At 62.6% G+C, this 26,716-nt stretch carries 23 protein-coding genes and 1 other RNA gene; 2 read left to right on the top strand and 22 right to left on the bottom strand.

Annotation, left to right across the window (positions count from 1 at the left end):
• Position 1: 1 nt before the first annotated feature.
• The 12 genes from murC to rnpB all read right to left on the bottom strand — a co-directional run bounded on the left by murC (position 2) and on the right by rnpB (position 13,866).
• Positions 2-1,405 carry a UDP-N-acetylmuramate--L-alanine ligase gene (gene murC / locus AC3IQ7_RS05630; protein WP_102295549.1) on the bottom strand — a complete coding sequence of 468 codons (1,404 nt, stop codon included), beginning with the start codon at positions 1,403-1,405 and terminating at the stop codon, positions 2-4.
• Positions 1,406-1,415: 10 nt separating this feature from the next.
• The gene (gene murG, locus AC3IQ7_RS05625; RefSeq protein ID WP_489208572.1) at positions 1,416-2,510 is read right to left on the bottom strand and encodes an undecaprenyldiphospho-muramoylpentapeptide beta-N-acetylglucosaminyltransferase; all 1,095 of its coding nucleotides are present in this window, start codon (positions 2,508-2,510) and stop codon (positions 1,416-1,418) included.
• Positions 2,507-3,718 carry a putative lipid II flippase FtsW gene (gene ftsW, locus AC3IQ7_RS05620; RefSeq protein ID WP_035824835.1) on the bottom strand — a complete coding sequence of 404 codons (1,212 nt, stop codon included), beginning with the start codon at positions 3,716-3,718 and terminating at the stop codon, positions 2,507-2,509. The genes murG and ftsW overlap by 4 nt, the downstream gene beginning before the upstream one ends.
• Positions 3,718-5,274, bottom strand: coding sequence for a UDP-N-acetylmuramoyl-L-alanine--D-glutamate ligase (gene murD, locus AC3IQ7_RS05615; protein WP_489208571.1), 1,557 nt, complete (start codon positions 5,272-5,274; stop codon positions 3,718-3,720). Before murD ends, ftsW begins: the two co-directional genes overlap by 1 nt.
• Positions 5,274-6,449 carry a phospho-N-acetylmuramoyl-pentapeptide-transferase gene (mraY, locus tag AC3IQ7_RS05610; protein WP_035824830.1) on the bottom strand — a complete coding sequence of 392 codons (1,176 nt, stop codon included), beginning with the start codon at positions 6,447-6,449 and terminating at the stop codon, positions 5,274-5,276. Before mraY ends, murD begins: the two co-directional genes overlap by 1 nt.
• A 2-nt stretch (positions 6,450-6,451) precedes the next feature.
• Positions 6,452-7,882, bottom strand: coding sequence for a UDP-N-acetylmuramoyl-tripeptide--D-alanyl-D-alanine ligase (locus tag AC3IQ7_RS05605; protein ID WP_489210394.1), 1,431 nt, complete (start codon positions 7,880-7,882; stop codon positions 6,452-6,454).
• A gap of 11 nt (positions 7,883-7,893) precedes the next feature.
• The gene (locus tag AC3IQ7_RS05600) at positions 7,894-9,402 is read right to left on the bottom strand and encodes a UDP-N-acetylmuramoyl-L-alanyl-D-glutamate--2,6-diaminopimelate ligase (protein WP_489208570.1); all 1,509 of its coding nucleotides are present in this window, start codon (positions 9,400-9,402) and stop codon (positions 7,894-7,896) included.
• Positions 9,403-9,410: 8 nt separating this feature from the next.
• Positions 9,411-11,189, bottom strand: coding sequence for a peptidoglycan D,D-transpeptidase FtsI family protein (locus tag AC3IQ7_RS05595; protein WP_034748891.1), 1,779 nt, complete (start codon positions 11,187-11,189; stop codon positions 9,411-9,413).
• On the bottom strand, positions 11,189-11,458 hold the full coding sequence (gene ftsL / locus AC3IQ7_RS05590) for a cell division protein FtsL (RefSeq protein WP_034748894.1): 270 nt from the start codon (positions 11,456-11,458) through the stop codon (positions 11,189-11,191). Before ftsL ends, AC3IQ7_RS05595 begins: the two co-directional genes overlap by 1 nt.
• A complete protein-coding gene (gene rsmH / locus AC3IQ7_RS05585; RefSeq protein WP_225243812.1) occupies positions 11,455-12,426 on the bottom strand; it encodes a 16S rRNA (cytosine(1402)-N(4))-methyltransferase RsmH in 972 nt (323 codons plus the stop codon). The genes ftsL and rsmH overlap by 4 nt, the downstream gene beginning before the upstream one ends.
• Positions 12,427-12,435: 9 nt before the next feature.
• Positions 12,436-12,864 (bottom strand): division/cell wall cluster transcriptional repressor MraZ, encoded by a 429-nt coding sequence (gene mraZ / locus AC3IQ7_RS05580; protein ID WP_034748899.1) that lies wholly within the window; start codon positions 12,862-12,864, stop codon positions 12,436-12,438.
• Positions 12,865-13,526: 662 nt separating this feature from the next.
• Positions 13,527-13,866, bottom strand: an RNA gene (gene rnpB, locus AC3IQ7_RS05575) — RNase P RNA component class A.
• A gap of 198 nt (positions 13,867-14,064) precedes the next feature.
• On the opposite strand from rnpB, the gene AC3IQ7_RS05570 reads away from it, so the two are divergent.
• Positions 14,065-15,768: a thiamine pyrophosphate-binding protein gene (locus AC3IQ7_RS05570; RefSeq protein WP_489208569.1), complete on the top strand. Its 1,704-nt coding sequence runs from the start codon at positions 14,065-14,067 to the stop codon at positions 15,766-15,768.
• A gap of 73 nt (positions 15,769-15,841) precedes the next feature.
• On the opposite strand, the gene AC3IQ7_RS05565 is transcribed toward AC3IQ7_RS05570, so the two are convergent.
• The 10 genes from AC3IQ7_RS05565 to AC3IQ7_RS05520 form a co-directional block, all read right to left on the bottom strand.
• Positions 15,842-16,384, bottom strand: coding sequence for a hypothetical protein (locus AC3IQ7_RS05565; RefSeq protein WP_489208568.1), 543 nt, complete (start codon positions 16,382-16,384; stop codon positions 15,842-15,844).
• 151 nt (positions 16,385-16,535) lie between these two features.
• A complete protein-coding gene (locus AC3IQ7_RS05560; RefSeq protein WP_099379765.1) occupies positions 16,536-17,621 on the bottom strand; it encodes a porin in 1,086 nt (361 codons plus the stop codon).
• Between the two features lie 975 nt (positions 17,622-18,596).
• Positions 18,597-19,034, bottom strand: a complete 438-nt coding sequence (locus AC3IQ7_RS05555; protein WP_322426466.1) for a nuclear transport factor 2 family protein — start codon at positions 19,032-19,034, stop codon at positions 18,597-18,599.
• Positions 19,031-19,798 carry an SDR family NAD(P)-dependent oxidoreductase gene (locus AC3IQ7_RS05550; protein WP_489208567.1) on the bottom strand — a complete coding sequence of 256 codons (768 nt, stop codon included), beginning with the start codon at positions 19,796-19,798 and terminating at the stop codon, positions 19,031-19,033. Before AC3IQ7_RS05550 ends, AC3IQ7_RS05555 begins: the two co-directional genes overlap by 4 nt.
• The gene (locus AC3IQ7_RS05545; protein ID WP_489208566.1) at positions 19,795-20,355 is read right to left on the bottom strand and encodes a DUF3833 domain-containing protein; all 561 of its coding nucleotides are present in this window, start codon (positions 20,353-20,355) and stop codon (positions 19,795-19,797) included. Before AC3IQ7_RS05545 ends, AC3IQ7_RS05550 begins: the two co-directional genes overlap by 4 nt.
• A complete protein-coding gene (locus tag AC3IQ7_RS05540; protein ID WP_489208565.1) occupies positions 20,343-21,623 on the bottom strand; it encodes an MFS transporter in 1,281 nt (426 codons plus the stop codon). The genes AC3IQ7_RS05545 and AC3IQ7_RS05540 overlap by 13 nt, the downstream gene beginning before the upstream one ends.
• Positions 21,620-22,168 carry a chalcone isomerase family protein gene (locus tag AC3IQ7_RS05535; protein WP_322426470.1) on the bottom strand — a complete coding sequence of 183 codons (549 nt, stop codon included), beginning with the start codon at positions 22,166-22,168 and terminating at the stop codon, positions 21,620-21,622. The genes AC3IQ7_RS05540 and AC3IQ7_RS05535 overlap by 4 nt, the downstream gene beginning before the upstream one ends.
• A gap of 2 nt (positions 22,169-22,170) precedes the next feature.
• Positions 22,171-23,412 (bottom strand): class I SAM-dependent methyltransferase, encoded by a 1,242-nt coding sequence (locus AC3IQ7_RS05530; protein ID WP_489208564.1) that lies wholly within the window; start codon positions 23,410-23,412, stop codon positions 22,171-22,173.
• Positions 23,409-24,206, bottom strand: coding sequence for a DUF1365 domain-containing protein (locus AC3IQ7_RS05525; RefSeq protein WP_489208563.1), 798 nt, complete (start codon positions 24,204-24,206; stop codon positions 23,409-23,411). The genes AC3IQ7_RS05530 and AC3IQ7_RS05525 overlap by 4 nt, the downstream gene beginning before the upstream one ends.
• Positions 24,196-25,506: an NAD(P)/FAD-dependent oxidoreductase gene (locus AC3IQ7_RS05520; RefSeq protein ID WP_489208562.1), complete on the bottom strand. Its 1,311-nt coding sequence runs from the start codon at positions 25,504-25,506 to the stop codon at positions 24,196-24,198. The genes AC3IQ7_RS05525 and AC3IQ7_RS05520 overlap by 11 nt, the downstream gene beginning before the upstream one ends.
• 204 nt (positions 25,507-25,710) lie before the next feature.
• Here AC3IQ7_RS05520 and AC3IQ7_RS05515 point away from each other — a divergent pair, with 204 nt between their 5' ends.
• A complete protein-coding gene (locus tag AC3IQ7_RS05515) occupies positions 25,711-26,652 on the top strand; it encodes a MerR family transcriptional regulator (protein WP_489208561.1) in 942 nt (313 codons plus the stop codon).
• The last annotated feature ends 64 nt before the right edge of the window (positions 26,653-26,716 follow it).

Raw genomic sequence — 26,716 nt, 5'->3', positions numbered from 1 at the left:
ATCAGGCCTTTACAGTGTTGGATTGATACGTAGTCAGTTGTTGCGGGATGCCGCTGATGGAGCCCGCGCCCATGGTCAGCACGACGTCGCCGTCGCGCGCCACGCTCATGATGGTGTCGGCCATGTCCGTCATGGACTCGACGAAAATCGGTTCGATCTTGCCGCGCGCGCGCAGCGCATGCGCCAGAGCGCGGCCGTCGGCGGCGACGATAGGCGCTTCGCCCGCCGCATACACTTCGGACAGCAGCAACACGTCGGGCGCACCGAGCACCTTGACGAAATCTTCGAACAGGTCGCGCGTGCGGCTGTAGCGGTGCGGCTGGAACGCCAGCACCAGGCGGCGACCCGGATAGGCGGCGCGCGCGGCGGCCAGGGTCACTTCCGTTTCCACCGGGTGATGGCCGAAATCGTCGACCAGCGCGAAGCTGCCGCCGTTCGGCAGCGCCACGTCGCCATAGCGCGTAAAGCGACGGCCCACGCCGGAGAACTCGGCCAGGCCTTGCTGCGTGGCGCTGTCGGCGATGCCGATTTCGCGCGCGATGGCGATCGCCGAGCAGGCATTCTGCACATTGTGCATGCCAGGCTGGTTCAGCACGACGTCGAGGTCCGGATAGCCTTCCTGCAGCACGGTGAAATGCATTTCCAGGCCCACGGCGCGCGCATTGACGGCGCGCACTTGCGCGTCTTCCGCGAAACCATAGGTGGTGACCGGTTTGGTCACGGACGGGATGATGGCGCGCACGTGCGGATCGTCGATGCACAGCATGGCGCGGCCATAGAAGGGCAAGCGGTGCGTGAACTGCACGAAGGCCTGCTTGAGCTTTTCGAAATCGTGCTCGTAGGTGTCCATGTGATCGGCGTCGATATTCGTGATCACTTCGATCATCGGCGTCAGGTTCAGGAACGAGGCGTCCGATTCATCGGCTTCGGCCACCAGATAGTCGCCCGAGCCCAGCTTGGCGTTCGCGCCGGCGCTGGTCAAACGGCCGCCGATGACGAAAGTCGGATCGAGACCGCCCTGCGCCAGCACCGATGCCACCAGGCTGGTGGTCGTCGTCTTGCCGTGCGTGCCGGCGATGGCGATGCCGCGCTTCAAACGCATCAACTCGCCCAGCATCACGGCGCGCGGCACCAGCGGGATCTTGCGCGCACGCGCGGCCGCCACTTCCGGATTGTCTTGCGGGACGGCGCCCGACGTCACCACCGCATCGGCGTCGCCGATGTTCTCGGCCGCGTGGCCCAGCATGACGGTCGCGCCCAGGCTCGCCAGGCGCTGCGTCGCCGCATTGCTGCCCAGGTCGGAACCCGACACCTTGTAGCCCAGGTTGACCAGCACTTCGGCGATGCCGCTCATGCCGCTGCCGCCAATGCCGACAAAGTGGATATTGTTTACTTTATGCTTCACAGAGCTAACCTCATGCCAGTTTTTCCAATACGTGTGCGATCGCCTCATTGGCGTCGCGCTTGCCTGCTGCCAGCGCCGCCAGCGCCATCTGCTGGCAAGTGTCGCGGCTCAGCGACGCCAGCAAGGCGCTCAGCGACGCCGCACTCATTTCCGTCTGCGGCAGATGAATCGCCGCGCCTTGTTTTGCCATCCATTGCGCATTGTCGCGCTGGTGGCTGGTGGTCGACGCTACCAGCGGCACGAGCACGCTGGCCACGCCGGCCGCCGTCAATTCCGACAGGGTGATCGCGCCTGCGCGGCAAATCACCAGGTCCGCTTCCGTGTACGCCCTGGCCATGTCGTCGATGAAGTCGACCACATTGGCTTGCACGCCCGCCTGCGCATACGCGGCATGCAGGGCGTCGATATTCTTCTTGCCCGACTGGTGCGTCACCAGCGGGCGTTCGCCCTCCGGCATCAGGGCCAGCGCGGCAGGCAGGCTGTCGTTCAGCGCTTTCGCGCCCAGGCTGCCGCCCACCACGAGGATGCGCAGCGGTCCGCTGCGGCCCGCGAAGCGCGCGGCTGGCGGCGCCATCGCGAGGATCTCGGCGCGCACGGGATTGCCCGTGACGACGGCCTTGCCGGCGGCACTGCCGAAATCGGCGGGAAAGCCGAAGCACACCTGCTGCGCCAGCGGCACCAGGGTCTTGTTCGACAACAGCAGCGCCGCGTCGGCATTGACCAGCACCAGCGGCACGCCCTTCAGGCGCGCCATCAGGCCGCCCGGCACGGTGACGTAGCCGCCCATGCCCATCACCACATCCGGCTTGCGGCTGGCGATGAAACGGCGGATGGCAAAAAAACTGGCCAGCATCTTGAAGCCGCCCTTCACCGTGTGCGCCAGGCCTTTGCCGCGCATGCCGGAAAATGCAATGGCATCCATGGGAATGCCGCTTTTCGGCACCAGTTCCTGCTCCATGCCGTGGGTCGTGCCCAGCCAGCTCACTTCCCAGCCGCGCGCGCGCATCGTCTGCGCAATCGCCAGGCCCGGGAAAATATGGCCGCCGGTGCCGGCCGCCATGATCATCAGTCTTTTCGTCGTTTTCAAGTTCGTCACGTTGTTCATAGCCGGCCTCCCCGCATCAGGATCCGGTTTTCATAATCGATGCGCAGCAAAATCGCCAGGCCGATACAGTTAATCAGTACACCCGTGCCGCCATAACTCATCAAGGGCAAGGTCAGACCCTTGGTCGGCAGCAGGCCCAGGTTCACGCCCATGTTGATGAAGGTCTGCACGCCGATCCAGATGGCGATGCCCTTCGCCGTCAGTCCCGCGAAGGTCTGGTCGATGGCGATCGCCTGGCGGCCGATGTCGAACGCCCGCTTGATAATCCAGTAAAACATGCCGATCACGACCAGCACACCCACCAGGCCCAGTTCCTCGCCGATCACGGCCAGCAAGAAGTCCGTATGCGCTTCGGGCAGGTAATGCAGCTTTTCCACGCTGCCACCCAGGCCCACGCCAAACAGTTCGCCACGCCCGAAGGCGATCAGCGAGTGCGTCAGCTGGTAAGCCTTGTTCAGCGCATTGTCTTCCTGCCACGGATCGAGATACGCAAAAAACCGCTCGCGGCGGAATTTCGACAGGGCGATGATGGTGACGAAAATCGCCGTCAGCATGGCGCCGATGCCGCCGAACCAGATGGCATTGACGCCGCCCAGAAACAGGATGCCCATGGCGATGCAGACGATCACGCCGAAAGCACCGAGATCGGGCTCCATCAGCAGCAGCAGGCCGACGAAGCTGACGGCCAGCGCCATCGGCATGAAGCCCTTGGTCAGCTTGTGCATGTATTCCTGCTTGCGCACCGTGTAATCGGCCGCGTACAGCACCATCACCACTTTCATCAGCTCGGAAGGCTGCGGCCGCAGGCCCGGCAGGTTCAGCCAGCGGCGCCCGCCATTGACCGACACGCCCAGGCCCGGTATCAGCACCATCACCAGCAGCACCAGGGTGCCGATGAACAGCCACGGCGCCATCTTTTGCCAGGTGGCGACGGGGATGCGGAATACCAGCGCGCCGACAATGATCGAAATACCGATGAACAGCGCCTGGCGCACGACAAAATAATTGTTCGTGTAGGCGGCGAACTTGCGCGCATCGGACAGCGAAATCGACGCCGAATACACCATCACCATGCCCAGCAACATGAGCAGCAGGACGACCCACACCAGCGGCTTGTCGTAGTCCATCATCTTCGACTGCCGCGCGCGGCTATCCAGCGGCTTGGCAGCCGAGCCGGAACCAAAGCTGAAGGGCAGTTGAAAGGCCATCAGATATCCTGTCCGTTTTCCAGGGCGATGTCGCGCACGGCGTCGACAAATACCTGCGCGCGGTGCGCATAGTTCTTGAACATGTCCAGGCTGGCGCACGCGGGCGACAGCAACACGCAATCGCCGGCCAGCGCCAGGCTGCTGGCGCGCTTGACGGCTTCCGGCAAGGTGGCGCAGTCGACGATGTCCACGCCGGACGGTTCAAGCGCCGCGCGCAAGGCTGGCGCATCGCGGCCGATCAGCACCACCGCGCGCACGTAGCGCGATACGGGTTCAGCCAGCGGAGAGAAATCCTGCCCCTTGCCGTCGCCGCCGGCGATCAGCACCAGACGCTGTTCCGCGCCGCCAAACGCCTTGCCCAGGCCAAACAGGGCTGCCACTGTCGCACCCACGTTCGTGCCCTTGCTGTCGTCGTAATACTCGACTTCATTGACGGCCGTGATCAGCTCCACGCGGTGCGGCTCGCCCTGGTATTCGCGCAAGCCATGCAGCAGCGGCGCGAATGGCAAGCCGATGGCGCGGCACAGGGCCAGCGCCGCCAGCGCATTCGAGGCATTGTGCTGGCCGCGGATTTTCAGCGCGTCGGCCGGCATCAGTTTTTTCGCCATCGTCGGCACCGGTTCGGGCGCCGGATCGTTCTTCCTGCGTTTTTTCTCGATCACTTCTTCGCTAGGCACGGCTTGCGCCAGCCAGAAGATGCCCCGTTCATTCACCAGGCCAAAGCTGTCGACTTCCGCCGACTCGCCCGTGCCGAAGGTGATCGTCTCGGCCAGCGGATCAGCCATGTGCATCACAAGCGCATCGTCGCGGTTCAATATGCGCACGGTCTGCTCGCCGAAGATGCGCGCCTTGTCAGCGGCATACGCCGCCATGTCGCCATGCCAGTCCAGGTGGTCCTGCGACAGATTCAAGACCGTGGCCGCATCGGCCTGCAGGCTGAAGGTCGTGTGCAGCTGGAAGCTCGATAGCTCCAGGATCCACGCCTGCGGCAAGGTGCTGGCCACGGGTTCGGCGACTTCTTCGCCTTCAACCACAGGCTGCGGCGCCGGTTCGGCGTCCAGCACTTCGCGCAGCACGTCCAGCGCGGCCGGGCTGATATTGCCGGCTACGCGCGTTAGCAATCCCGCGCGTTCGCACAGCAAGCCTACCAGGCTGGTGACGGTCGTCTTGCCATTCGTGCCCGTGATGGCGATGACTTTCGGCGCATAGCCGCGTTCCGCCTTGAGCGCGGCCAGCGCCTGCGCGAACAGCTCGATCTCGCCCCATACGGGGATATTTTTTTCCAGAGCGGCAGGCGCGATTGCCGACAGTTCGCGGCTAGGTGCCAGGCCAGGACTGACGGCGACGAAGTCGACGCCATCGAGCAGGTCGGCCGTGAAGGCGCCGGCGATGAACTGCGCCTGCGGCACGGCGGCCTGCAAGGCTGCCAGGCGCTCGGGCGCCTCGCGCGTGTCGGCTACCCGCACGGTCGCACCGCTGCGGGCCAGCCACAGGGCCATGGCCAGGCCTGACTCCCCGAGGCCCAGTACCAGTGCGGTTTTAGCGTCGTACATCATCAGCGCAGCTTCAAGGTGGTCAGGCCGAGCAGCACCAGCATCATGGTGATGATCCAGAAACGCACGACAACCTGCGTCTCCTTCCAGCCTTTTTGTTCAAAATGGTGATGCAATGGCGCCATCAGGAAGACGCGGCGACCAACGCCAAAGCGCTTCTTGGTGTACTTGAACCAGACGACCTGGATGATCACGGACAGCGTTTCAACGACAAAGATGCCGCCCATGATGAACAGGACAATTTCCTGGCGCACGATGACGGCGACGGTACCCAATGCGCCGCCCAGTGCCAGCGCGCCCACGTCGCCCATGAACACTTTCGCGGGGTGCGTGTTATACCAGAGGAAAGCCAGGCCGGAACCGGCCAGCGCGCCACAGAAGATCACCAGCTCGCCGGCGCCAGGGATGTGCGGGATGAACAGGTAGCGCGCATACGTGGCGTTACCCGTCAGGTAGGCGAACAGGCCCAGGGCCGTGCCTACCATCACGGTCGGCATGATGGCCAGGCCATCGAGACCATCGGTGAAATTGACGGCGTTACTGGTGCCGACGATGACGCAATAGGTCAGCGCGATGAAGCCCCACACGCCCAGCGGATAGCTGATGGTCTTGAAGAACGGGACGATCAGGTCGGCCTTCGGCGGCAAGTCCATGGCGAAGCCCGATTGCACCCAGGCGTAGATCAGATTCCACACCTGGCCGGCATTGGGCTCGGAGATGGAGACGGAAAACGCCAGGTAAAACGCGGCGGCGAGGCCGATCAGCGACTGCCAGAAGTATTTTTCGCGCGAACGCATGCCTTCCGGGTCCTGGTGCACCACCTTGCGGTAGTCGTCGGCCCAGCCGACGGCGCCAAAGCCCAGGGTGACGATCAGCACGGGCCAGATGAAGCGGTTCGACAGGTCGGCCCACAGCAAGGTCGAAATGCCGATGGCGATGAGGATCAACACACCGCCCATGGTCGGGGTGCCGTGTTTTTTCAGATGCGTTTGCGGACCATCCGTACGCACGGCCTGGCCAACCTTCATGCGCGTGAGCATGCGGATCACGGCGGGACCAGCGCACAGGCCGATCAGGATCGCCGTCAGGGTGGCGAAGACGGCACGGAACGTGATGAAGTTAAAGACCCGCAGTGGGCCAATGTCGTCCTGGAAATAATGAGCGAGCCAGAGCAGCATGATTAGTGAGCTTCCTTGTTATTGTTGTTTGAACCAATCAAATGCTGCACGGCCCGCTCCATCTTCATGAAACGGGAGCCCTTGATTAATACTGTTGCATCCGAACGGCCGGACAAATGCGCATCGAGCGCCGCCAGCAAACCGTCGAACTGTTCGAAATACTCCACGACCGTGCCTGATTCCTGGCTCGCGGCTTCCTGCGCCGGATTGACCAGATGGCGCGCCAGGCCGCCCGTCGCCAGCACGTGTTCGATGCCTTTGGTGGCGGCGTAGGCGCCGATCTCTTCGTGGAACTGCTGCCCCTGCGTGCCGACTTCGCCCATCTCGCCCAACACCAGGATGCGCGGTGCCGCTGCCTGCGCCAGCACATCGATGGCCGCGCGCGCCGAATCAGGATTGGCGTTATACGTGTCATCGATGATGGTGGCGCCATTGGCGGCACGTTTTTTCTGCAGGCGGCCATTCACGGGAGAAAACGCCTCCAGGCCCTGCTTGATCTGTTCTGGCGCGATGCCGGCGCCGATCGCGCATGCCACGGCCGCCAGCGCATTGCGCACATTGTGTTCGCCGGCCGCCTGCAAGCCGACAAAAAACTGGCGCAAGCTGCCGTCCGGTGCGCGCACGCTGACGAACAGGTCGCTGCCAAAATCCTCGGCCGCGCGGTGCGTGCAACTGACGTCCGCCTCTTTCGACAGGCCGAAGGTGATGACGGCGCGCGCGCCGGCAAGTTCGCGCCACACGGGCGTATATTCATCGCCATGCGGGAAGACGGCCACGCCGTCATGCGCCAGGGCTGCCAGCGCGGCGCCGTTCTCGCGTGCCACCGCTTCCACCGTATGCATGAATTCCTGGTGTTCGCGCTGCGCGTTGTTGACCATCGCCAGGGTCGGCGCGGAAATCGCGGCCAAACGGGCAATCTCGCCAGGATGGTTCATGCCCATCTCGATGACGGCCGCCTTGTGCTGCTCGCTCAGGCGGAACAGGGTCAATGGCACGCCGATTTCATTATTCAGGTTGCCGCGCGTGGCCAGCCGGCCCTCTTCGCCAAAGGCTGCCGCGAGGATGGCCGAAATCATCTCCTTGACGGTGGTCTTGCCATTGCTGCCGGTGACGCCGATGACGGGTAAATTGAAACGGCCGCGCCAGTGGTTGGCGATGCGGCCCAGCGCCACCAGGGTATCGGCCACCACGATGGCCGGCACCTTGCCGCTGTCCCAGCCTTCAGGCAAGCGCTCGACCACCACGGCGGCGACGCCGCGCGCTGCCACTTGGCCCAGGAAATCGTGGGCGTCGAAACTCTCGCCGCGCAGGGCAACGAACAGCGAACCGGCCTGGGCGCTGCGGCTGTCGGTGGAGACGCCATCAAAGGATGCGTCGCCCGTCAACTGTGCGCCGTCCAGCGACGGCATCAGTTCTGCCAGGCTTGCGTGCATCAGGCGATCCATCAGTTCGTCCTCATCATCGTCAGGCGCGCGGACAGGGCCAGCTGCGCATGGTCGGCATCGGAGAACGGCAGTTTCTTGCCCTTGATTTCCTGGTACGGCTCATGGCCTTTGCCCGCCAACAGGATCACGTCCGGCTTGGCCGCGTGCTTGATGGCCGACAAAATGGCCCCGGCGCGGTCTTCGATGGCTTGCGGCTGCGGACCGTCGGCACGCATGCCGGCGACGATCTGCGCGATGATGGCGTGCGGGTCTTCGCTGCGCGGATTGTCGCTGGTGACCAGCACGTGATCGGCCAGCTGCGCGATGGCGCCCATCTGCGGACGCTTGCCCGGATCGCGGTCGCCGCCGCAGCCGAACACGCACCACAGCTGACCGCCCCGCTCCTGCGCCACCTGGCGCAAGGCGGCCAGGGTTTTTTCCAGCGCGTCCGGCGTATGCGCGTAATCAATGACGACCATCGGCGCTTCCTGGCCGCCCACCTGCTGCATGCGACCGGGGGCCGGTTGCAGCGATTCGATGCCGTCGATGGCGGCGCGCAGGCCGGTGCCGTGCGCCAGCAAGGCGCCCAGCACCGCCAGCGCGTTGCTGATATTGAAGTGGCCCACCAGCTGCATCTTGACCAGCGCCACGCCGAGCGCGCATTCGAGGTGGAAGTCGGTGCCGGCATGGCGGCTGCGGAACTGGCTGGCGCGCAGCATCAGTACGCCCGGCAGGTCGGGCAAGGCGGCCGCATCCTGCAAGGTGTAGCCGATGACGGGATATTCGCCGGCCAGCTTGCCCTCCACGTGGCGCGCCAGGCGCAGGCCCATGGCGTCATCGAGGTTGATGACGGCCGTTTTCAGGCCAGGCCAGTCGAACAGTTTTACCTTGGCCGCCTCGTAGGCCGCCATGTCGCCATGGTAGTCGAGGTGGTCGCGCGTCAAATTGGTAAACATGGCGACATCGAAATGCATGCCCGCCGCGCGATCCTGGTCCAGGCCGATCGACGACACTTCGATGGCGACGGCCTTGGCGCCGGCGTCTCGCATTGCGGCCAGTTTGCGCGCCAGCAGCACGGCGTCCGGCGTGGTGTAGCCGGTCACGTCGAATTCGATGGCGCCGCGCGGCTTGCACAGGCCCACGCCCAGGGTCCCGATGACGGAAGAGGTTTCACCGAGGCGCGCCAGGGCTTGCGCCAGCCACAGCGCGCACGAGGTCTTGCCATTCGTGCCCGTCACGCCGGCGCTGAACATGGCGCTGTCGGGCATGTCGTAAAACGCATGCGCCACGGGGCCGGCCAGGCGTTTCAGGTCGCTGACCAGCAGGTGCGGCACGCCCCATGCGGCGTTCCACTCCACGGCGTCATGCACGATGGCGGCGGCGCCCTGCTCGATGGCGGCGTCGATGAAATGCGTGGCGCCCGCATAGGCGAAAAACACGTCGCCGCGCTGCACGCGGCGCGAATCGGACGTCAGCTGCCCGGATGGGGCGGCCGCTTTGATCCACAAACTGATGTCTTGTATGGTCATGAGTGACTTCACATGGCCTCCGGGCCGGCATTGGCCGGGACCACGATTTCGGTAACGGAGGAATCGGGCGGTACGTTCATCGCGCGCAGCGCATTGGTCGCAATCGCCGCGAAAGCGGGAGCGGCAACCTGGCCACCATAGTGGGCCGGGCCGGTCGGTTCATCGATCATCACCGCAATGATGAAGCGCGGCGCCGACATCGGCACCATGCCAACGAACGAGCCGATATATTTGCGCGGCATCGCATAGCGGCCGTTTTCCACTTTATAGGCGGTGCCCGTCTTGCCGCCCACGCGGTAGCCGGCGACCTGGGCGCGCTTGGCCGAGCCGTGCGCGCCGGAGACCACCAGTTCGAGCATGGCGCGCATTTCGGCGGCCGTCTTCGGCTTGATCACTTGCTGGCCCACGGGCAGTTCATTGACCTTCTGGAACGACAGGGGAATCGTGTCGCCATCGCGCGCGAACATCATGTAAGAGCGCGCCAGCTGGATCAGCGACACGGAAATACCGTTACCGTAGCTCATGGTCGCCTGCTCCACCGGGCGCCACGATTTATACGGACGCACCCTGCCGGCCACGGCGCCGGGGAAACCCCATTTCGGCTGCTGGCCGAAGCCCACCTTGGTAAACATTTCCCACATTTCCTGCGACGGCATGCCCAGCGCGATTTTCGAGGTGCCGATATTCGACGACATCTCGATGATTTCGGAGACATTGATCACGCCATGCGGCTTGGTATCGGTGATCGTGCGGTCGGCGATGGTATAACGGCCCGGCCCCGTGTCGATCAGGGTGCCCGGCTTGACCCGGCCCGTGTCGAGCGCCAGGGAGACGGTGATCGGCTTGAGGGTCGAACCAGGCTCGAAGGTATCGGTCATGACGCGGTTGCGCAGTTGCTGGCCCGTGAGCTTGCGGCGGTCGTTCGGGTCGTAGCTGGGGTAATTTGCCAGGGCCAGCACTTCGCCCGTGTGCACGTCGAGCACCACGGCGCCGCCGGCTTTGGCATTGAATTTTTCCACCGCTTCCTTCAGCTGCGTGAAGGCGATGTACTGGATCTTGCTGTCGACGGACAGGGTCAGGTCCTTGCCGTCGTGAGGTTCGTGGATGAAGCCAATGTCTTCGACGATGTGGCCCAGGCGGTCCTTGATCACGCGGCGGCTGCCGGTAGTGCCGACGAGGGTTTTCTGCTGCGCCAGTTCCATGCTTTCCTGGCCCACGTCTTCCACGTTGGTAAAGCCCACCACGTGGGTCATCACTTCGCCCTGCGGATAGAAGCGCTTGTATTCCTTGCGCTCGTCGATGCCGTCGATGCCGAGCTTAGAGATCTTGTCGGCCACGTCCATCTCGACCTGGCGTTTCAGGTAGACGAAGCTGCGGTCCGAATCTAGCTTCTTGCGCAATTCGTTGACGTTCATTTCCAGCAGGCCGGCCAGCGCATTGATTTTTTCCGGCGACGCCTGCAGCACGTCGTCAGGGATGGCCCAGATGGCTTTCACAGGGACGGACGAAGCGAGCACCTGGCCGTTGCGGTCGGTGATCTTGCCGCGCGTGGCAGGCAATTCCAAGGTGCGTTCATAGCGCGCCTTGCCCTGCTTTTGCAGGAACTGCGTCGACACGCCCTGCAGCCACAGGGCGCGCGCGCCCAGGCCGGCGAAAGCGAAGAACAGCAGGAACAGCACGACGCGCGAACGCCAGACGGGCAGACGCACCGCCAGTACGGGGTTCTTCGAGAATGGCACGCCTTTCGATGCCGCCACCCGGCCGTTGCTGTTACCGCCCAACTTCATTATTCGCCCTCCGTCAGGTATTGCGTACGCGCCGCCGTCAGCGGCGTCATGCTCAGATCGCGCCGTGCGATCGATTCGATGCGTTCATGCTTGCCCAAAGTGGACTGGTCCAGCTGCAGTTGCGCCCAGTCGATGTCGAGCTGGCGCGACAGCGCTTGCGCGCGCTCCAGGTCGATCAACAGGTGGCGCGACTGGTACTGCGCATTCACCAGCGACAGGCCGCAGCACACCAGCAGGGCCGACAGCACGACACACAGCTTGCCAGTCATCGGGAGCCGCCACTGGCTGGAATGGGCAAGCGCTGCGCCACGCGCATCACGGCCGAACGCGAACGCGGGTTGCCCTCGATCTCGGCGTCGGACGGCTTCATCTTCGAAATCAGCTTCATTTCCGGCTGCGGCAAGTCGACCGCGCGGATCGGCAGGCGACGGTCAGGCTGCTCCACGTTCGCCTTCGAGGCGAAGAAGCGCTTGACCATGCGGTCTTCCAGCGAGTGAAAGCTGATCACGGCCATGCGCGCGCCGGGCGCCAGGCAGGCATACGCCTGGTTCAGGCCGATCTCGAGATCCTCGAGCTCTTTGTTAATGAAAATGCGTATGGCCTGAAAGGTGCGGGTAGCGGGGTCCTTACCCTTCTCGCGGGTCTTGACGGCGCCTGCCACGATGCCGGCAAGCTGTCGTGTGCTTGAAATTGGCTGGACTGCCCGGCCAGCAACAATCGCCTTTGCAATCTGAAAAGCAAACCGTTCTTCCCCATAATCGCGTATCACTTTCTCTAAATTCTGCTCGGTTTCCACCGCCAGCCATTCGGCTGCGGAGATGCCGCGCGTGGTATCCATGCGCATGTCCAGCGGTCCGTCGTTGCGGAAGCTGAAACCGCGCGCCGCGTCGTCGACTTGCGGCGACGAGATGCCCAGGTCGAGCAGGATGCCATCGACCTGCTGCACACCGCGTTCGGCCAGGCTGGCCGTCATGGTGGCAAAGCTGTCATGGACGATCTGGAAACGGGGGTCGGCGATCTGTTCGGCCGTGGCGATGGCTTGCAAGTCCTTGTCAAAGCCGATCAGGCGCGCGTCGGGCGCCAGGCGCGACAAAATCAATCGGCTATGGCCGCCGCGGCCAAACGTGCCATCGACGTAAACGCCGTGCGCGCGGTCGCCCGACAGGTCGAGCGCATCGACCGCTTCATCGAGCAGCACCGTGCGATGCTGAAATTCCGGCACCGTGAGTTGTGTCATTACGGAGCCTTAGAAAGAAAAATTGGAAAGTACATCGGGGGTGCCGGCATCGATCGCCTGCTGTTCTTTGTCAGCCAATTTGGCGGCATCCCATATTTCAAAGTGGCTGCCCATGCCGATCATCATGACTTCGCGCGCCAGTCCGACGGCGTTGCGCAATTCGGGCGAGATCAGCACGCGGCCGGCCGAGTCCAGCTCGACGTCGACGGCGTTGCCGAGGAAGATGCGCTGCCAGGCGCGCGCCGACATGGGCCAGGCGGCGATTTGCTGGCGGTGGCTTTCCCACACGGGACGGGGGAAAAACAGCAGGCAGCCATCGGGGTGTTTGGTCAAGGTCAAGCGGCCTTCGCATTGAATCGCCAGCGCGTCACGGTGCTTGGCAGGGATAGACATCCTGCCTTTGGCATCGAGATTGATTGCGGACGCGCCTTGAAACACGGAAGACCTTTTTTGAGCTTGGGTTGCGACGCTTGCGCATCACGATGAAAAGGGAAAATTTCCCACAAAAACACACTTTTTCACACAGTTGCCCACTTTAGAGGAAGCAAAGATAGTGGTCAAGCGGTTTCCGATTGGCAAAACAGGAATTTTATTAATGAAATTAAGGACTTAGCGCATATCGTTGAAGGAGTCTCAAATAAAAATATATCGATAAATTAGATACTTATGAAAGATAGTGAATGTGCTACCTCATCTGCACACATGTGTTTTCCTACCGTAAACATCGAAAAAAACGAAATCGAAAAATTGAATTTTTTACAGTTAGTTGACACATGACAATACTTTCGTCATCCAGACACAACAGCAATCAGCGGCCGCGAAAGACTTGGTTTAAAGCAAAAAATAATCGTCCAAGGCGCGTATCGCCCCTGTTTTCCGGGGCTGGCCTGACGCAGGAAAACTATTTTTGCAATGCAGCAATTAATTGTAGGTAGGAAACTTTAACCATTTGTTCATTTTTAGTTGTATATACAACTTTATCTTAAGTGCTATATTTTTAGAAACAAAAAAAGCCCCTTTACGGGGGCTTTTGAGTGGCGCGCAGCAGGCAAAGGCGCCGCGGCCGGGATGCTCCCTGGCAGACCAGGAAGCAGGAATTCAAGTGAAGCAGGCCGGTAGGCCGGATTTTGTTACGGCGCCTTCCCTTGCAGGTCGGCGCTATGACAGTCATTCCTCTAGGCGCCAGATTACTCGGACGCTCAAGCTTTCTACCCGCACGCTCCGCGAGCAGCATCATCGCGTGCCTATTTGAAATTGCACCAGGTGGAGGTTACCGCGTTTCACCGTAACTTAATACGCTCGTCTCTGTGGCCCTATTCCTCGCCTTATACCTTGCGGCTTTCAGCGGACGGCCGTTAACCGTCACCCCGCTCTATGGAGTCCGGACCTTCCTCCCGCCAGCGCATTGCTGCGCCGGCCAGCGACTGTCTGGCCTGCTTCACCCGCCATTGTACCGCGCCGCAGCAAGTTTCTGCAAAAACGCGGCGCGCCAGTCGGGGGATTGTGTAATTCGGTGTCGCCATTTCAAAAGCCGGGCCAAATCGGCTCACATAGAATGAGGCAAGCTGCTTGCATGCAGGCACATGCGCACCGCTTGCCCCATTTCTTTGCCACCCACTAGAATATAAAGAGCCGAACATGACGCAACAACCCCGTACCGGCGGCCAGATCCTGGTCGATGCCCTGCAGATCCACGGTGTCGACACCGCCTTTGGCGTGCCTGGCGAAAGCTACCTCGACGTGCTCGACGCCCTGCACGATTCGGGCATCCGCTTCATCATCAACCGCCAGGAAGGCGGCGCCGCCTTCATGGCCGAAGCCTACGGCAAACTGACGGGCAAGCCGGGCATCTGCTTCGTCACGCGCGGGCCGGGCGCCACCAACGCCTCGATCGGCGTGCACACGGCCTACCAGGATTCCACGCCGATGATCCTGTTCATCGGCCAGGTGGGCAATGATTTCGCCGACCGCGAAGCGTTCCAGGAAATCGACTACCGCCGCATGTACGGCCAGATGGCCAAGTGGGTGGCGCAGATTGACCGCGCCGAGCGCATTCCCGAATACCTGGCGCGCGCCTTCCAGGTGGCCACCAGCGGGCGCCCCGGCCCCGTCGTGCTGGCCCTGCCGGAAGACATGCTCATTTCCATGGCGACTGTCACCGACACGCGCGCCTACCAGCCCGTGCAGGCGGCGCCGTCCAGCGTCCAGCTGCAGCAGTTGCGCGGCATGCTGGCGACCGCCAAGCAGCCACTGGTCTTGCTGGGCGGCACCACCTGGACGCCGCAAGCGTGCGCCGACCTGCAGCAGTTCGCGGAAAGCAACCACCTGCCCGTCGCCTGCGCCTTCCGTTTCCAGGACTTGCTCGACAATGCCCACCCGAACTATATCGGCGACGTCGGCATCGGCATCAATCCGAAACTGGCAGCGCGCGTGAAAAATGCCGATCTGGTCATCGCCATCGGCCCGCGCCTGGGCGAAATGACGACGGGTGGCTATACCCTGTTCGATTCGCCCGTGCCGCGCCAGCGCCTGGTGCACATCCACACGGATGCCGAGGAACTGGGCAGCGTCTACCAGGCCGAACTGATGATCAACAGCGGCATGCCCCAAGTGTGCGCCATGCTGGCCGCCATGGCGCCCGTCGATGCGTCCGCCTGGCAGCATACGCCAGCCGAAGCGAAGGCCGAGCTTGCAGCCTACCAGGAGCAGCCGCCCATCTTCCAGGATGGCCAGGCGCCGCTGGACCTGTGGCAAGTGACGCAAGAGATCATGACGCAAGTGCCGGCCGACACGATCCTGACGAACGGCGCCGGTAACTACGCCTCGTGGGCGCACCGTTTTTACCGCTACGGCGGCCTGCGCACGCAGCTGGCGCCGACAAATGGCGCCATGGGCTACGGCGTGCCTTCGGGCGTGGCGGCGAAGATCGTACATCCCGAGCGTACCGTGATCACCTTCGCCGGCGATGGCGAATACATGATGAATGGCCAAGAACTGGCCACCGCCGTGCAATACCAGGCGGGCGTGGTCATCATCGTCTTCAATAATCAGATGTTCGGCACCATCCGCATGCACCAGGAACGCGATTATCCGGGCCGCGTGTCGGGTACGACCCTGCACAACCCGGATTTCGCGGCGCTGGCGCAAGCGTATGGCGCGCATGGCGAAGTGGTGAATACGACAGAAGAGTTCGCCCCTGCCCTGCAACGGGCGCTGGCGCACGCCAAGGCGCACAATCTTCCGGCCCTGATCGAGCTGCGCTACGACGGCAATCTGATCACGCCGAACGCGACGCTTGCCACCATCCGCGCCACGGCGGAAAAGGCGCAGGCGGTCAAATAAGTCCCTTGCAACGCTGAAAATGACAAAGGCCCGGTCGATACCGGGCCTTTTTCTTTTTGTCAGCGGCAATCGCTCAGGCGGCGGGCGCTGGCGCGCTTTCTTCGGCAGGCACTGTCTCGGCCGGCGCTTGTGGCATCGGCGGGCATGGCGTGCAGTTTTTCAGGGGACGGCCGAAATCGCGCACGCGGCTCAGTTTCATGGGCATGCGCACGTTGCCGCCGCAATAATCGCCTTCCAGGGTCAGGGTCTGCCCATCCTTCGAAAACTTGCCGACGATGGTGCGTTCTTCGCTGTCGGCACCGGCGATGGTGAAGTCGAAGGCGCCCGTGGCCGCGTCCAGATTGACGTCGTTGGCCACGATGGGCCAGCTCAGGGCGCCTGCCGTGAATTCATAGATGACTGAATCGGCCTCGGCAAAGCGGTGCAGGGTGATGCGCTGGCCGCCGATTTCGCCGCTATCCTTTTGCAGGCACAGGTCGGAATAGACGGCCACGCCGTAGCGCTCCAGTCCAGCCGGCTTCTTGCCCTTGACGGCCGCGACAGCGGTGCCCGTGGCGCCAGCAAGCAGCAGCGCGGCCAGCAAAGCGGCCAGGCGTGGCGAGGTGTATGAATACATGGCATTCCTTTACTTGAGTAACGGCGCCATTATAACTGGCGCCGCACATGCAAAAACGCGCCGCCAGGACTAGCCTGGAGACGCGTTTCCTTGCTTATCAGCATCCCCGAAGGGATGCTGGCAGCGGTACTAAGCTTCGCTTGCGCGAATATTAGAACGAGTGACGAACACCAACGTTGAACGCTTGGTCGCCCGAACCAACATTGCTGTTGTTACCAACGGTGTAACCAGCGTTGTTTTTGTTCGAGATCTTGGCGTACGAAGCGTAGGTGCTGGTGCGCTTCGACAGAGCGTACGAGTAGCCCAGTGCGAACTGGTTCGCATCGGCGTTGATGCCCGATTTGTCGTTGACGTGGATAACCGAAGCCATCACGGTGCCAGCTGGACCAACTGGTACGGTTGCGCCGATCAGGGCGGTGGTGCTGTCGTTGGTCAGACCACCGGTCGATGCGGTGTTGAACAAGTTACCAGCGTTGGCGTTGTTACGGATCGAGCTGTTGTCGCCTTTGTTGACGCCGTATGCAGCATACGCTTTCACAACGGTGAAGTCGTAGTTAGCGGCTACCAGCCAGTTACGTGCGCTGCCAGCATCGCTGATTGCGGTTTCGTTGCTGGTGGTGTTGTAAGCAACACGTGCGTTCAAAGGACCGTTAGCGTAGCCAACCGATGCGCCCATTTGGCGACCGATTTTGCTGGATACCAGGCTCTCTTGGCCGTTGCTGGCGGTGCTGTAAGCAACGTCAGCATCGAAACCGCTGAAGTTAGGCGAGGTGTACAGCACGGTGTTGCTGGTACGGGTGGTGTTCGCTGGGAACAAGTTCTTGGCCGAACCCGAGTAACCAACTGCGAATGGATCAGCAACTTTCGACAGGGTGTTGTACCAAGGGGTGTATTGACGACCCAGGGTTACGGTACCAGCCGTTTTGCTGCTCAGGCCAACGTAGGCTTGACGACCGAACAGGCCTTCGTTTGCATTTTGCGCGCCGGTGTCAACGTTGAAACCCGATTCCAGAACGAACAGTGCCGACAGGCCGCTGCCCAGATCTTCGGTGCCTTTGAAGCCGATACGCGAAGCCGAAGCAACGCCGCTATCGATTTTGTTGACGGTGCCGGCTTTGCCGCCGCGCTCGCTGACGAAACCAGCGTCAACGGTACCGTAGATAACAACGCTCGATTGAGCTTGGGCTACGCCAGTGGCTGCTGCCAGGACTGCCAGGGTGATCAGAGTTTTTTTCATTGCGATTTCCTTTAATTTTGAAGCAAAAAGTAATACAGCCTATGCATCTCGAGCTGCGCTCTAACAGAGCGCTTTTTATGAGTGAGGGCAAGGTCTCCACCTGCCACATTGCTGTTCCGGTCAGGGGAACAATTCATATCGGTATCGGCACGCTATTGCACCGATAAGCTTGAAGGCTGCAGAGCGACCGTATTTTCATGCGCCGGTTCGGTGCTCAAAGGGCACCGGAAGCGGCACTATAACGACCGTTTCACATTCCATCAAGTTCCAACATGTTACTTCCGGTACCAGGCCGAGTGCTTTTTCAGGCATCCCGGTCATCGCCAACCGTACTACGCGATAGAGCCAGTGCCCCTTGCCAACCAATGCATTGGCCTGATTGACCATTCCATCATAGCGCATGCCTTGTCGACACCCGTTGTATTAGTGCAACAGTATCAGGCGCATGATTAAAACATCAACATGCTTTACCCATCATTTGTCCTGCATCATTTACGCGACAAAGCGCACAATTTGTCAGGCGATAATGGATAAACGGGACGAAGCATACACGGCATCGCCAATGTTTGCTGCCGCACGCCCGAAAACGGGAAATATTGCGCCCTGTTTTGGTGCGTTGCCGCATTATTCAGGGGCGTAGACGGGATTTTCGACGTCGGCGCGCGCGCCAGGAAAATAGGCAGAGTAGCAACACAATTACTGACTTTCCGGTAATTTAAATTGCTCACATAGAAATGTTTTTCATGTTTTCCAGCATGCGGGTCGGGTGCCGGCCTGGAACGGATGAGGACGACTCTTGCTTGCAAATTCCGCATCAGTTGAAACAATTTCTTACAATGTTGCCTTCTCAATATTTTGAGATATTTGTGTCTGAAAAACGACACATTGACCGAAATCAAGTTTTTGCCAGCTCAATTCCACACAATTTACTTTTTCTTTTTCGCATTTTTTGCTTAAAAGCATCAGAAAACACGTTTAGCGCTGGCTTGCGCGCCGGAGCATGCGCATGAAAGCACCGAGCAGCGGCAATTTTTCATACAATTCTTCCGCCGCATCCCAATAATCGCGGTGCAATACCACCCGCCCCTGCCCATCGAAACGCACATGTGTTGCTCCGCGGATACATTGTTCGCCAGATACCAGGCGTTTCATGCGAAAGCGAAACTCCCACGTGAGGAAAGCTTGCTGCCCCTGTCCCAGGCTTTCCAGCACGACAAACCGGGGCGCATCGACTTGCACGAACATGTGCTCGAAGATGGCCAGGATGGCGGCATGCCCCTCCACCTCGTTAAACGGGTCCTTGAAATGGGCGTCTGGCGCGTACACGGCGCCCAGCTGGGCCAGGCTCTCGATGCTCAGGTGCTCGTAAAACGCCACCAGGCGCGCCAGCGCACCTTCCATGCTTGCGCTCATAAGCCCGTCACCTTGCGGATCAGCCAAAAATAGGCGCGGTACGGCAACAGCCGCGCCAGGCGCATGGTATTGGTAAAGCGTTTCGGAAAGTGGATGTGGAACTGGCCCCGCTCGATACCGTCGAGCATGGCAGCGGCCGCGTCCCGCGCCGTCATCAAGGCCGGCATGGTGAAATCGTTGCCCGCGGTCAAGGGCGTGGCGACAAAACCCGGGTTGATCTGATACACGCCGATGCCCCGCGGATGCAAATCCAGGTACAAGGATTCCGTCAGGTTGATCAGCGCCGCCTTGCTGGCGCCATACGCGAGCGCCTTGGGCAAGCCGCCATAGCCGGCCACCGAGCCGACGATGCCGATGCCGCCGCTGCCCTGGCGCAACAGCCACGGCAAAGCCTGCTCCAGGCAATTGAAGACGCCGCCCACATTCAGAGCCAGCAGACCCTGGGCCGCCGCGAGGTCAAAACTATCGGCGCGCATGGCCTGATAACCGCCAGCGACTACCAATATCAGGTCGATATGCGTCCACTGCCCCTGCAATTGCGCGCTGACGGCCCGCAGCTGCGCATGCTGGGTGATATCGAGCGGCAAGGCCAGCGCCAGCGGCTGCCCCTCGCATAACCGTTCGAGACTGGCGCGGTGGCGGGCAGACAAGGCTACGCTGGCGCCCTGCTCCAGCAGCAAGGTGGCGCACGCGGCGCCAATGCCGCTGGACGCGCCGATGATCCACACGCGCTTGCCGGCCCAGCTGGTGATCTTGCGGTTCATGGGACCGCCTGCGGACGCTTGCTGAACGACAAGGTGACGGAGCCCAGGCTGAAGCCGAACTTGCTCATGGCGGCGCGGTTGAGCATGACCTTGTCATCCATCAGGAACATCCAGTCCTCGAAGTCGACGTGGTAGACCGTGCCATCGACGGGCAAGGCCAGCACGTATTGCCAGCGCAGCGCATTGCCGGCCACTTCGCCGACGGCTTCCCCGATCACGTCGGGCGCCGTGCCGATGAAGCGCCCGGGCGCCGTCTTGCGCAAGGTCCACACGCGCCGTTGTTTGCTGCCGTCCGCATACGTGAAATCCTCGTCCAGGGTGCCAATATCGCCGACCCAGCTGGCCCGCATCACGACCGTGAAGCGCTTGACCACCTTGCCGGAGCGGTCCTGGAAAATGCCGTGGGCATCGAGCGTGCCATTGAAGTACTGTTGCAAGTCCAGTACGGGCAATTCCTGCGCGTACGTGGCCGGCGTGGGCGGCGTGGAACAGGCGGCCAGCGCCAGCAACAAGGCCGCCAGCGGCAAGCAACGTTGGCAATAGGTCATGAAACGCATGCGCGATTCTCCAGGTGGTCACTATATATATGTTGCAGGGGCGCGCGCCACAGCAATAACGCCGCCAGCAGTTTCAAAACACAGGGCAGCAAGGCGTAGGCGGCGGACAGGGCCGGCAAGCCGCCGCTGCCGCCCGGCACATAGCCGAGCCAGGCCAGCAGGGGCAAGGCGATGCCGGCCGCCAGCGCCAGGCTCATCTGCACGCCCCAGTTCCACCAGCCAAAATACGCGGCTTCATGCCGCCCGCCATGACCTGCCGCGCCGATCAGCCCTGCCAGCAGGGCCGGCGGCAAGGCCAGGTCGGCGCCCAGCGCCAGGCCCGACAGCAGGCAGATCGCGGCAAAACCCCAGGCCGCGCCCGCGCCCAGGCCGTACGCCCAGACAAACACGGTCGCGGCCAGCAGCATGGCGCCACCCCAGGCACGCGCCTCGCCAAAGCGGCGCGCCAGGGCCACCCACACGGGCATCGAGGCGGCCGCCGCGCAAAAATAGACGATCAGGAACGGCCCCGCGTATTGGCCCAGGCGCAAGTAGTCGGTGGCAAAGAACAGGAACAGGGTGGCGGGAATGGCGGCCGCCACGCCATTGACGAGCAGGACGGCGAACAGCCAGCGAAACGCGCACTGGCGAAATGGCAGGCGCCAGGCGCCGGCGGGCAGCGCCTCCGTGCCTTGGCGTAAAACCGGACGCGGCGCGCGCGCCAGCAGCAGAGCGCCCGCCGCCAGCAGGCAGACGGCAAAGGCCAGCGACAGACCGTCATAGCCGAGCACGGACGTCAGCCCCGCAGCCAGGATCACGCCCAGCAAGCCGCAGCCTTCGCGCATGGCCGCCACGCGCGCCCGCTGCCCGCGCGCCTGGGTCAGGGCCGCGCCCCAGCTCTGGTGCGCGATGCCGGCCAGGCCATAGGCGGCGTAGACGAGCAACAAGGCGGCCAGGAACCAGGCCAGGGTGGCCGCTTGCTGCATGGACGGCGGATGGAACAGGGCGCCAAAGCCCAGCAGCAGCAAGGGCAGCGAGACGGCGACCAGCACGGCATAGCTGCGCCCGTCACGCGCCATCCAGGCGCCGAGGACAGGATCGATGAAGGCGGCGGCGATGCGGGCCGCCAGAAGCACGGCGCCGATCTGCGCCAAATCAAGACTGCTGCGCTGCGCATAAAACGGCGCAACATATATATAGATGGGCAGCGCCAGCATGGCCAGCGGCAAGCCGAACAGGCCATAGCTGAACAAGGCAGGCAAGCTCAACGCGCTGGCCCCGGCGTTCATGGCAGTGGTGCCGCACTTTGCAGCAAGGCTGCGCGCAGCTTCGGCGCCGTGCTCGACGGCGACAGCCAGATGGCAAAGAAGGCGCGCGCGAAGTCGCCATCGTTCACGTCGGCCAGTACCTTGCCATCGAGATAAAAGCGCACGCCGGGCGCGATGCCAGCACGGTAGGCGCCCGCGATGCGCTGGTCTTCCTTGACGTCAGGAAAGATACGCTGCATGGTAGCCAGCCACGCCAGCCGCTGTGCTTCCGTGCCGGCGCCGATTTTCTGCATCTGTTCATAACTGGCTTCGGCGATTTTCCTGCCGTCGAGCGAACGCGCGTAGCGCAGTTCCAGTACAAACGGCGCGGTTGCCGATGCCGCGCCCTGGTAGCCTTGCGGGCCCACCCACAGTTGCGCCCGATAAATACGCATGCCGAACCACGTGTAGTCGCCCTCACCCGCCAGGCGGGCTTCGGGCACGTCGGCAGCGACAAAGGCAGGCGGCGCGGCCGCAGCGCCCAACATGGTCAAGGACAGCACAACAGTGGCAAGCAGGCGGCGCATGGTCAGTCCTTGATCAGGGTAAATTGCATCACATCTGTGTTGTGCGCCTGAAAGGCGGCCTCGCAATACGCGAGGTAAAATTCCCAGGTCAGCAGGAAACGGCCATCGAAACCCTGCTTTTCCAGCGCCGTGCGCTGGGCCAGGAAGCTGGCGCGCCACTGGCGCAAGGTTTCCGCGTAATCGAGGCCGAAGCTGAAGGCGTCTTCCACGCGCAAACCCTGCGCTTCGGCGGCGCGGCGAAACTCGGCCGGCGACGGCAACATGCCGCCCGGAAAAATGTACTGTTGAATGAAATCCGTGCTCTTGCTGTAACGCTCGAACAAGTCATCGGCGATGACGATGGTCTGGATGCAAGCGCGTCCGCCCTGCTTCAGGTTGCGCGCCACGCATTCGAAATAGCCGGGCCAGTAGCTTTGCCCCACGGCTTCGAACATCTCGATCGAGGCGATGGCGTCGTACTGGCCGGCGCTGTCGCGGTAATCGCACAGCTGCAGATCGGCCTGCCCTGCCAGCCCCGCGTCCTGCAGGCGCTGGCGCGCATAGGCGAGCTGTTCGGTCGACAAGGTCAGGCCCGTCACGTGCGCGCCGTAGCTGTGCGCCGCCGTTTCCGCAAAGCCGCCCCAGCCGCAGCCGATTTCCAGCACGCGCTGGCCCGGCTGCAGCTGCAGCTGATCCGCAATACGGCGGTACTTGGCCACTTGCGCCTGTTCCAGGCTGGCGCCTTCGGTGAACAGCGCGCTCGAATACGTCATCGACGGGTCCAGCCACAGCTGATAAAAGGCATTGCCGATGTCGTAATGGGCGTGGATATTCTTCTTGCTGCCGGCGCGCGAATTGCGATTGAGCAAATGCCGAACCTTGTAGACCAGGTTGCCCCACCAGTTACCGTAGATCAGCGATTCGATGTGCGCGCGGTTGCGTATCATCAGCTCGATCAAGCCCGGCAAATTGTCCGTGCGCCAGTCGCCGGCGATAAACGTTTCCGCAAAGCCAATGTCACCCGAGCGCAGCACGGCCGCACACAGGCGCCAGTTATGCAAGTCCAGGGTGACGGGGTGGCTGCCGTCGCCGTACAGCAAGATGCTGCCGTCAGGCGTGCGCAGGCGCAGGGCGCCATATTGCAATTTTTCCAGCAGGCGCACAATCATGCGCCCGGCGGCGGGCATGTCCAGGTGCGCATGCCCATGCAAGGGAGGGGAACTGCTGCGCGCATGCAGGCCGGTCGGCAGGGAATCGGAGCTCATCGGGACACCTTTTCTTGTGGGGGAAGGGGTTTGCTGAAAAACGGCACGCGGCGCAGCCACAGGCGCAAGGCTTGCCAATGAATGCGCGCCATCACGCCTAACGTCATCAGGGGATAGCGCAACAAAGCCCAGGCGATGGCGCCATCGCGCAGCGGCTGGGCCGTGCCGGATAAACTCGTCTGTAGCAGCGGACCGTCGAGGTCGTCGTAGTCGACTCTGGCCAGGTGGCGCTCATCGCCCTGTTCGCCATTGCGCAGGAAACGGAAGCGGTACCGGCCCTCCACCTTGCAAAATGGCGACACGTGGAAAATCTTCTGGGCGACCAGTTCGCTGCCATAGGTGATGGCGCCGCCCTGTTCGAGCAGGTACAGATGGCGCTCGCCGAAGGTATTGCGCACATCGCAGACCACGGCGCGCAGCGCGCCATCCGGGCGGTGGCAAAACCAGAAACTGACGGGATTGAAGACATAGCCGAACATGCGCGGCATGGTTTGCAGCCAAATTTCGCCGCCCGCGTCCGACACGCCATGCTGGCGCAGCAAGCCGTCGATCCAGTCCAGCAGCGGCGTCGCGCCATCGCCATGGTCGCTGTCGCGGAAGGACAGCACATTGGCGCCGTTGCGCGAAATCAACCTGGCAGGAAAATCGTGCGCGCCCAGGCTGCGCAGGGGCAGGCGCAGATAAAACATGCCATAACTAAAAGCATGCGCGCGCGGACGCAAGCGCGCATGGCGCACCAGTCCCAGGCACAGCTGGGGCTGCGGCTGGGATGGCTGGGTAGGATCACGCGGCATGGCCGAGCTCCGCCGCCGCCATGCTGTTCAGCGCTTCGGCCACCGCCAGGCCCGACTTCAAGCCGTCTTCATGGAAACCATATCCCGTCCAGGCGCCCGCGAACCACGTGTGCTGCGCGCCCTGGAAACCGGCCAGGCGCACCTGGGCGGCAATGGCCGCGCCATCGAACACGGGGTGGGCATACGAAAACTCGTCGATGATGCTGGCCGGAGCGGGCTCGTCGAGCGGATTGAGCGAAACGATGACGGGCGTGCTGAAGGGCAAGGGTTGCAGCTGGTTCAGCAGATAATGCACGCACACTTGCGGCGCCTCGCCGTGCGCGGCCGGCCGGCCCTGATAATTCCAGGCGGACCAGGCACGGCGGCGCTGCGGCAGGCAAGACGCATCCGTATGCAGCACAGCGCGATTCGGCTGGTAGCGCACGGCTTCGAGCACGGCGCGCTCGTCGTCGCGGATATCTCCCAGCAGGGCCAGCGACTGGTCACTGTGGCAAGCGAGCACGACATGATCGACATGCTCGACGCCGGCGGCCGTCTGCAGCTCGACCATGCGCGCGCCGCCGTGGGCCTGGCGGCGCACGGCCAGCACGGGGCACGCCAGGCGCTGCTGCGGGATGCCCGCCAGCAGTTTTTTCACGTACACGCGCGAGCCGCCGCGCACCGTGCGCCATTGCGGCCGGTCGCTCACTTGCAGCAAGCCATGGTTGTGGCAGAAACGGATGAAAGTAGCCAGCGGAAAGGCCAGCATCTGGCGCGCCGGGCATGACCAGATGCAGGCGGCCATCGGCAGCAGATACCAGTGCCGGAATTCGTCGCCATAGCCGTGCAGGTCGAGAAACTCGCCCAGCGACAGGGCCGGCGCCGGCACGCTGGCCGTGGCCAGGGCGCTGGCCTGGCGGTTGAAACGCAGAATATCGCGCAACATGCGCAGGAAGGCCGGGCGCAGCAGATTGCTGCGCTGGGCAAACACGGTATCCAGGTTGGCGCCGGCCCATTCCAGCACGCGGGCATCGGACGCCCTGCCCAAAGGCATCTTCACGGAAAACGACATGTCGCTGTCGGCCGCCTCGACGCCAAGTTCGTCAAACAGTTGCACCAGGTTCGGATACGTGGCGTGATTGAACACGAGAAAACCCGTGTCGACGCCATGCGTGACGCCATCGAGCGTCACATCGACCGTATGGCTGTGGCCGCCAAAATAATCGCCCGCCTCGTACAAGGTGACGTCCTGGCCGGCCTGCGCCAGGCGATAGGCACACGACAGACCTGCGATTCCTGCTCCGACGACGGCAATTTTCATGAATGCACCTGTATTTGGTTTGTCCTGGACAAATAGATCCTCATGGATAATCGATGAAATCTTGATTTGTGTCAATGAGCGCCCTCAGCCGTTCAAAAACTTATACGCCGGCAATTTCTAATCGGATTCAGCTATTTGGTATGGGGCAGCGGAAGGCGTAAAATGCACTCCACGTTCTTTTGGCATGCGAGCAAGCCCCCTGGTATGGATACTGACCTGCAACCTACTTCCGCCTTCAGCATCAGCGATGTCGAACGCGACACCGGGCTGGCCAAGGAAACCTTGCGCGTGTGGGAGCGCCGCTACGACTTTCCCCAGCCACGGCGCGACGCCTTTGGCGAGCGCAGCTACCCGGCCGAGCAGGTACAAAAGTTGCGCATGGTCAAGCGCCTGCTGGATCTCGGATTTCGTCCGGGAAAAATCATGCAGCACAGCACCGCGCAACTGCAGCAGCTGGCCAGCGCCGGCAGCGCGGCGCCATCCACGCCGGCCCCCCAGCTCGAACATTACCTGGCCCTGTGCCGTAGCCACCAGATGGCGGAACTGGGCGACGCCCTGCGCCAGGCGCTGGCCGTGCTGGGCCTGAAAGCGTTCACCATCGACGTGATCGCTCCCCTCACCGGCATGGTGGGCGAAGCGTGGGCTTGCGGCGAACTGGCCGTGTATGAAGAGCACCTGTATAGCGAAACCTTGCAAACGGTGATGCGCCACGCCATCTTTTCCCTGCCGCAAGCAAGCAGCCCATCCATGCGCTCACCGCGCATCGTCCTCAGCACCTTGCCGCAGGAGCGTCACGGCCTGGGGCTGCTGATGGCCGAAGCCCTGTGTGCGGCGGCCGGCGCCCATTGCATGTCGCTGGGCGTGGAAACACCGCTGACGGACATCGTCGCGGCCGCCCGCGCGCAGCGGGCCGATATCGTCGCGCTATCGTTTTCCAGCGCCAGCAAGCAAAGGCAGACGCGCGACAGCCTGCAGCAGCTGCATGCAAGCTTGCCTCCAAGCATGGAATTGTGGGCTGGCGGACGCAGTCCCGTGCTGACCAGGCAGCCGCCGCCCTTTTTGCATGTGCTGGACTTGCGGCAAGTCGACGAAAGCATCGCCGACTGGCGTCGCCGCCACCAGGCGCAGGCCCTGCAAACCCATTGATCCGACTGGAAAGCGCGGCAACTGCGGCGATCTTCGTGGATAGCGGCGCAATGTTGCCAATCGA

The organism is Janthinobacterium sp. GL_088, from assembly GCF_057837845.1.
This window is presented reverse-complemented; position numbering and strand designations above follow the sequence as displayed.

Bases quoted from the DNA above. Each gene is read 5' to 3' on its own strand.
- mraY (WP_035824830.1), bottom strand. From the start codon at position 6,449: ATGCTGCTCTGGCTCGCTCATTATTTCCAGGACGACATTGGCCCACTG.
- AC3IQ7_RS05520 (WP_489208562.1), bottom strand. From the start codon at position 25,506: ATGAAAATTGCCGTCGTCGGAGCAGGAATCGCAGGTCTGTCGTGTGCC.
- AC3IQ7_RS05565 (WP_489208568.1), bottom strand. From the start codon at position 16,384: ATGTATTCATACACCTCGCCACGCCTGGCCGCTTTGCTGGCCGCGCTG.
- murD (WP_489208571.1), bottom strand. From the start codon at position 5,274: ATGATGTACGACGCTAAAACCGCACTGGTACTGGGCCTCGGGGAGTCA.
- AC3IQ7_RS05525 (WP_489208563.1), bottom strand. From the start codon at position 24,206: ATGCCGCGTGATCCTACCCAGCCATCCCAGCCGCAGCCCCAGCTGTGC.
- AC3IQ7_RS05595 (WP_034748891.1), bottom strand. From the start codon at position 11,189: ATGAAGTTGGGCGGTAACAGCAACGGCCGGGTGGCGGCATCGAAAGGC.
- AC3IQ7_RS05530 (WP_489208564.1), bottom strand. From the start codon at position 23,412: ATGAGCTCCGATTCCCTGCCGACCGGCCTGCATGCGCGCAGCAGTTCC.
- AC3IQ7_RS05535 (WP_322426470.1), bottom strand. From the start codon at position 22,168: ATGCGCCGCCTGCTTGCCACTGTTGTGCTGTCCTTGACCATGTTGGGC.
- AC3IQ7_RS05560 (WP_099379765.1), bottom strand. From the start codon at position 17,621: ATGAAAAAAACTCTGATCACCCTGGCAGTCCTGGCAGCAGCCACTGGC.
- ftsL (WP_034748894.1), bottom strand. From the start codon at position 11,458: ATGACTGGCAAGCTGTGTGTCGTGCTGTCGGCCCTGCTGGTGTGCTGC.
- ftsW (WP_035824835.1), bottom strand. From the start codon at position 3,718: ATGGCCTTTCAACTGCCCTTCAGCTTTGGTTCCGGCTCGGCTGCCAAG.
- AC3IQ7_RS05545 (WP_489208566.1), bottom strand. From the start codon at position 20,355: ATGCGTTTCATGACCTATTGCCAACGTTGCTTGCCGCTGGCGGCCTTG.
- AC3IQ7_RS05555 (WP_322426466.1), bottom strand. From the start codon at position 19,034: ATGAGCGCAAGCATGGAAGGTGCGCTGGCGCGCCTGGTGGCGTTTTAC.
- AC3IQ7_RS05515 (WP_489208561.1), top strand. From the start codon at position 25,711: ATGGATACTGACCTGCAACCTACTTCCGCCTTCAGCATCAGCGATGTC.
- rsmH (WP_225243812.1), bottom strand. From the start codon at position 12,426: ATGACACAACTCACGGTGCCGGAATTTCAGCATCGCACGGTGCTGCTC.
- AC3IQ7_RS05540 (WP_489208565.1), bottom strand. From the start codon at position 21,623: ATGAACGCCGGGGCCAGCGCGTTGAGCTTGCCTGCCTTGTTCAGCTAT.
- AC3IQ7_RS05550 (WP_489208567.1), bottom strand. From the start codon at position 19,798: ATGAACCGCAAGATCACCAGCTGGGCCGGCAAGCGCGTGTGGATCATC.
- murG (WP_489208572.1), bottom strand. From the start codon at position 2,510: ATGAACAACGTGACGAACTTGAAAACGACGAAAAGACTGATGATCATG.
- AC3IQ7_RS05570 (WP_489208569.1), top strand. From the start codon at position 14,065: ATGACGCAACAACCCCGTACCGGCGGCCAGATCCTGGTCGATGCCCTG.
- AC3IQ7_RS05605 (WP_489210394.1), bottom strand. From the start codon at position 7,882: ATGCACGCAAGCCTGGCAGAACTGATGCCGTCGCTGGACGGCGCACAG.
- AC3IQ7_RS05600 (WP_489208570.1), bottom strand. From the start codon at position 9,402: ATGACCATACAAGACATCAGTTTGTGGATCAAAGCGGCCGCCCCATCC.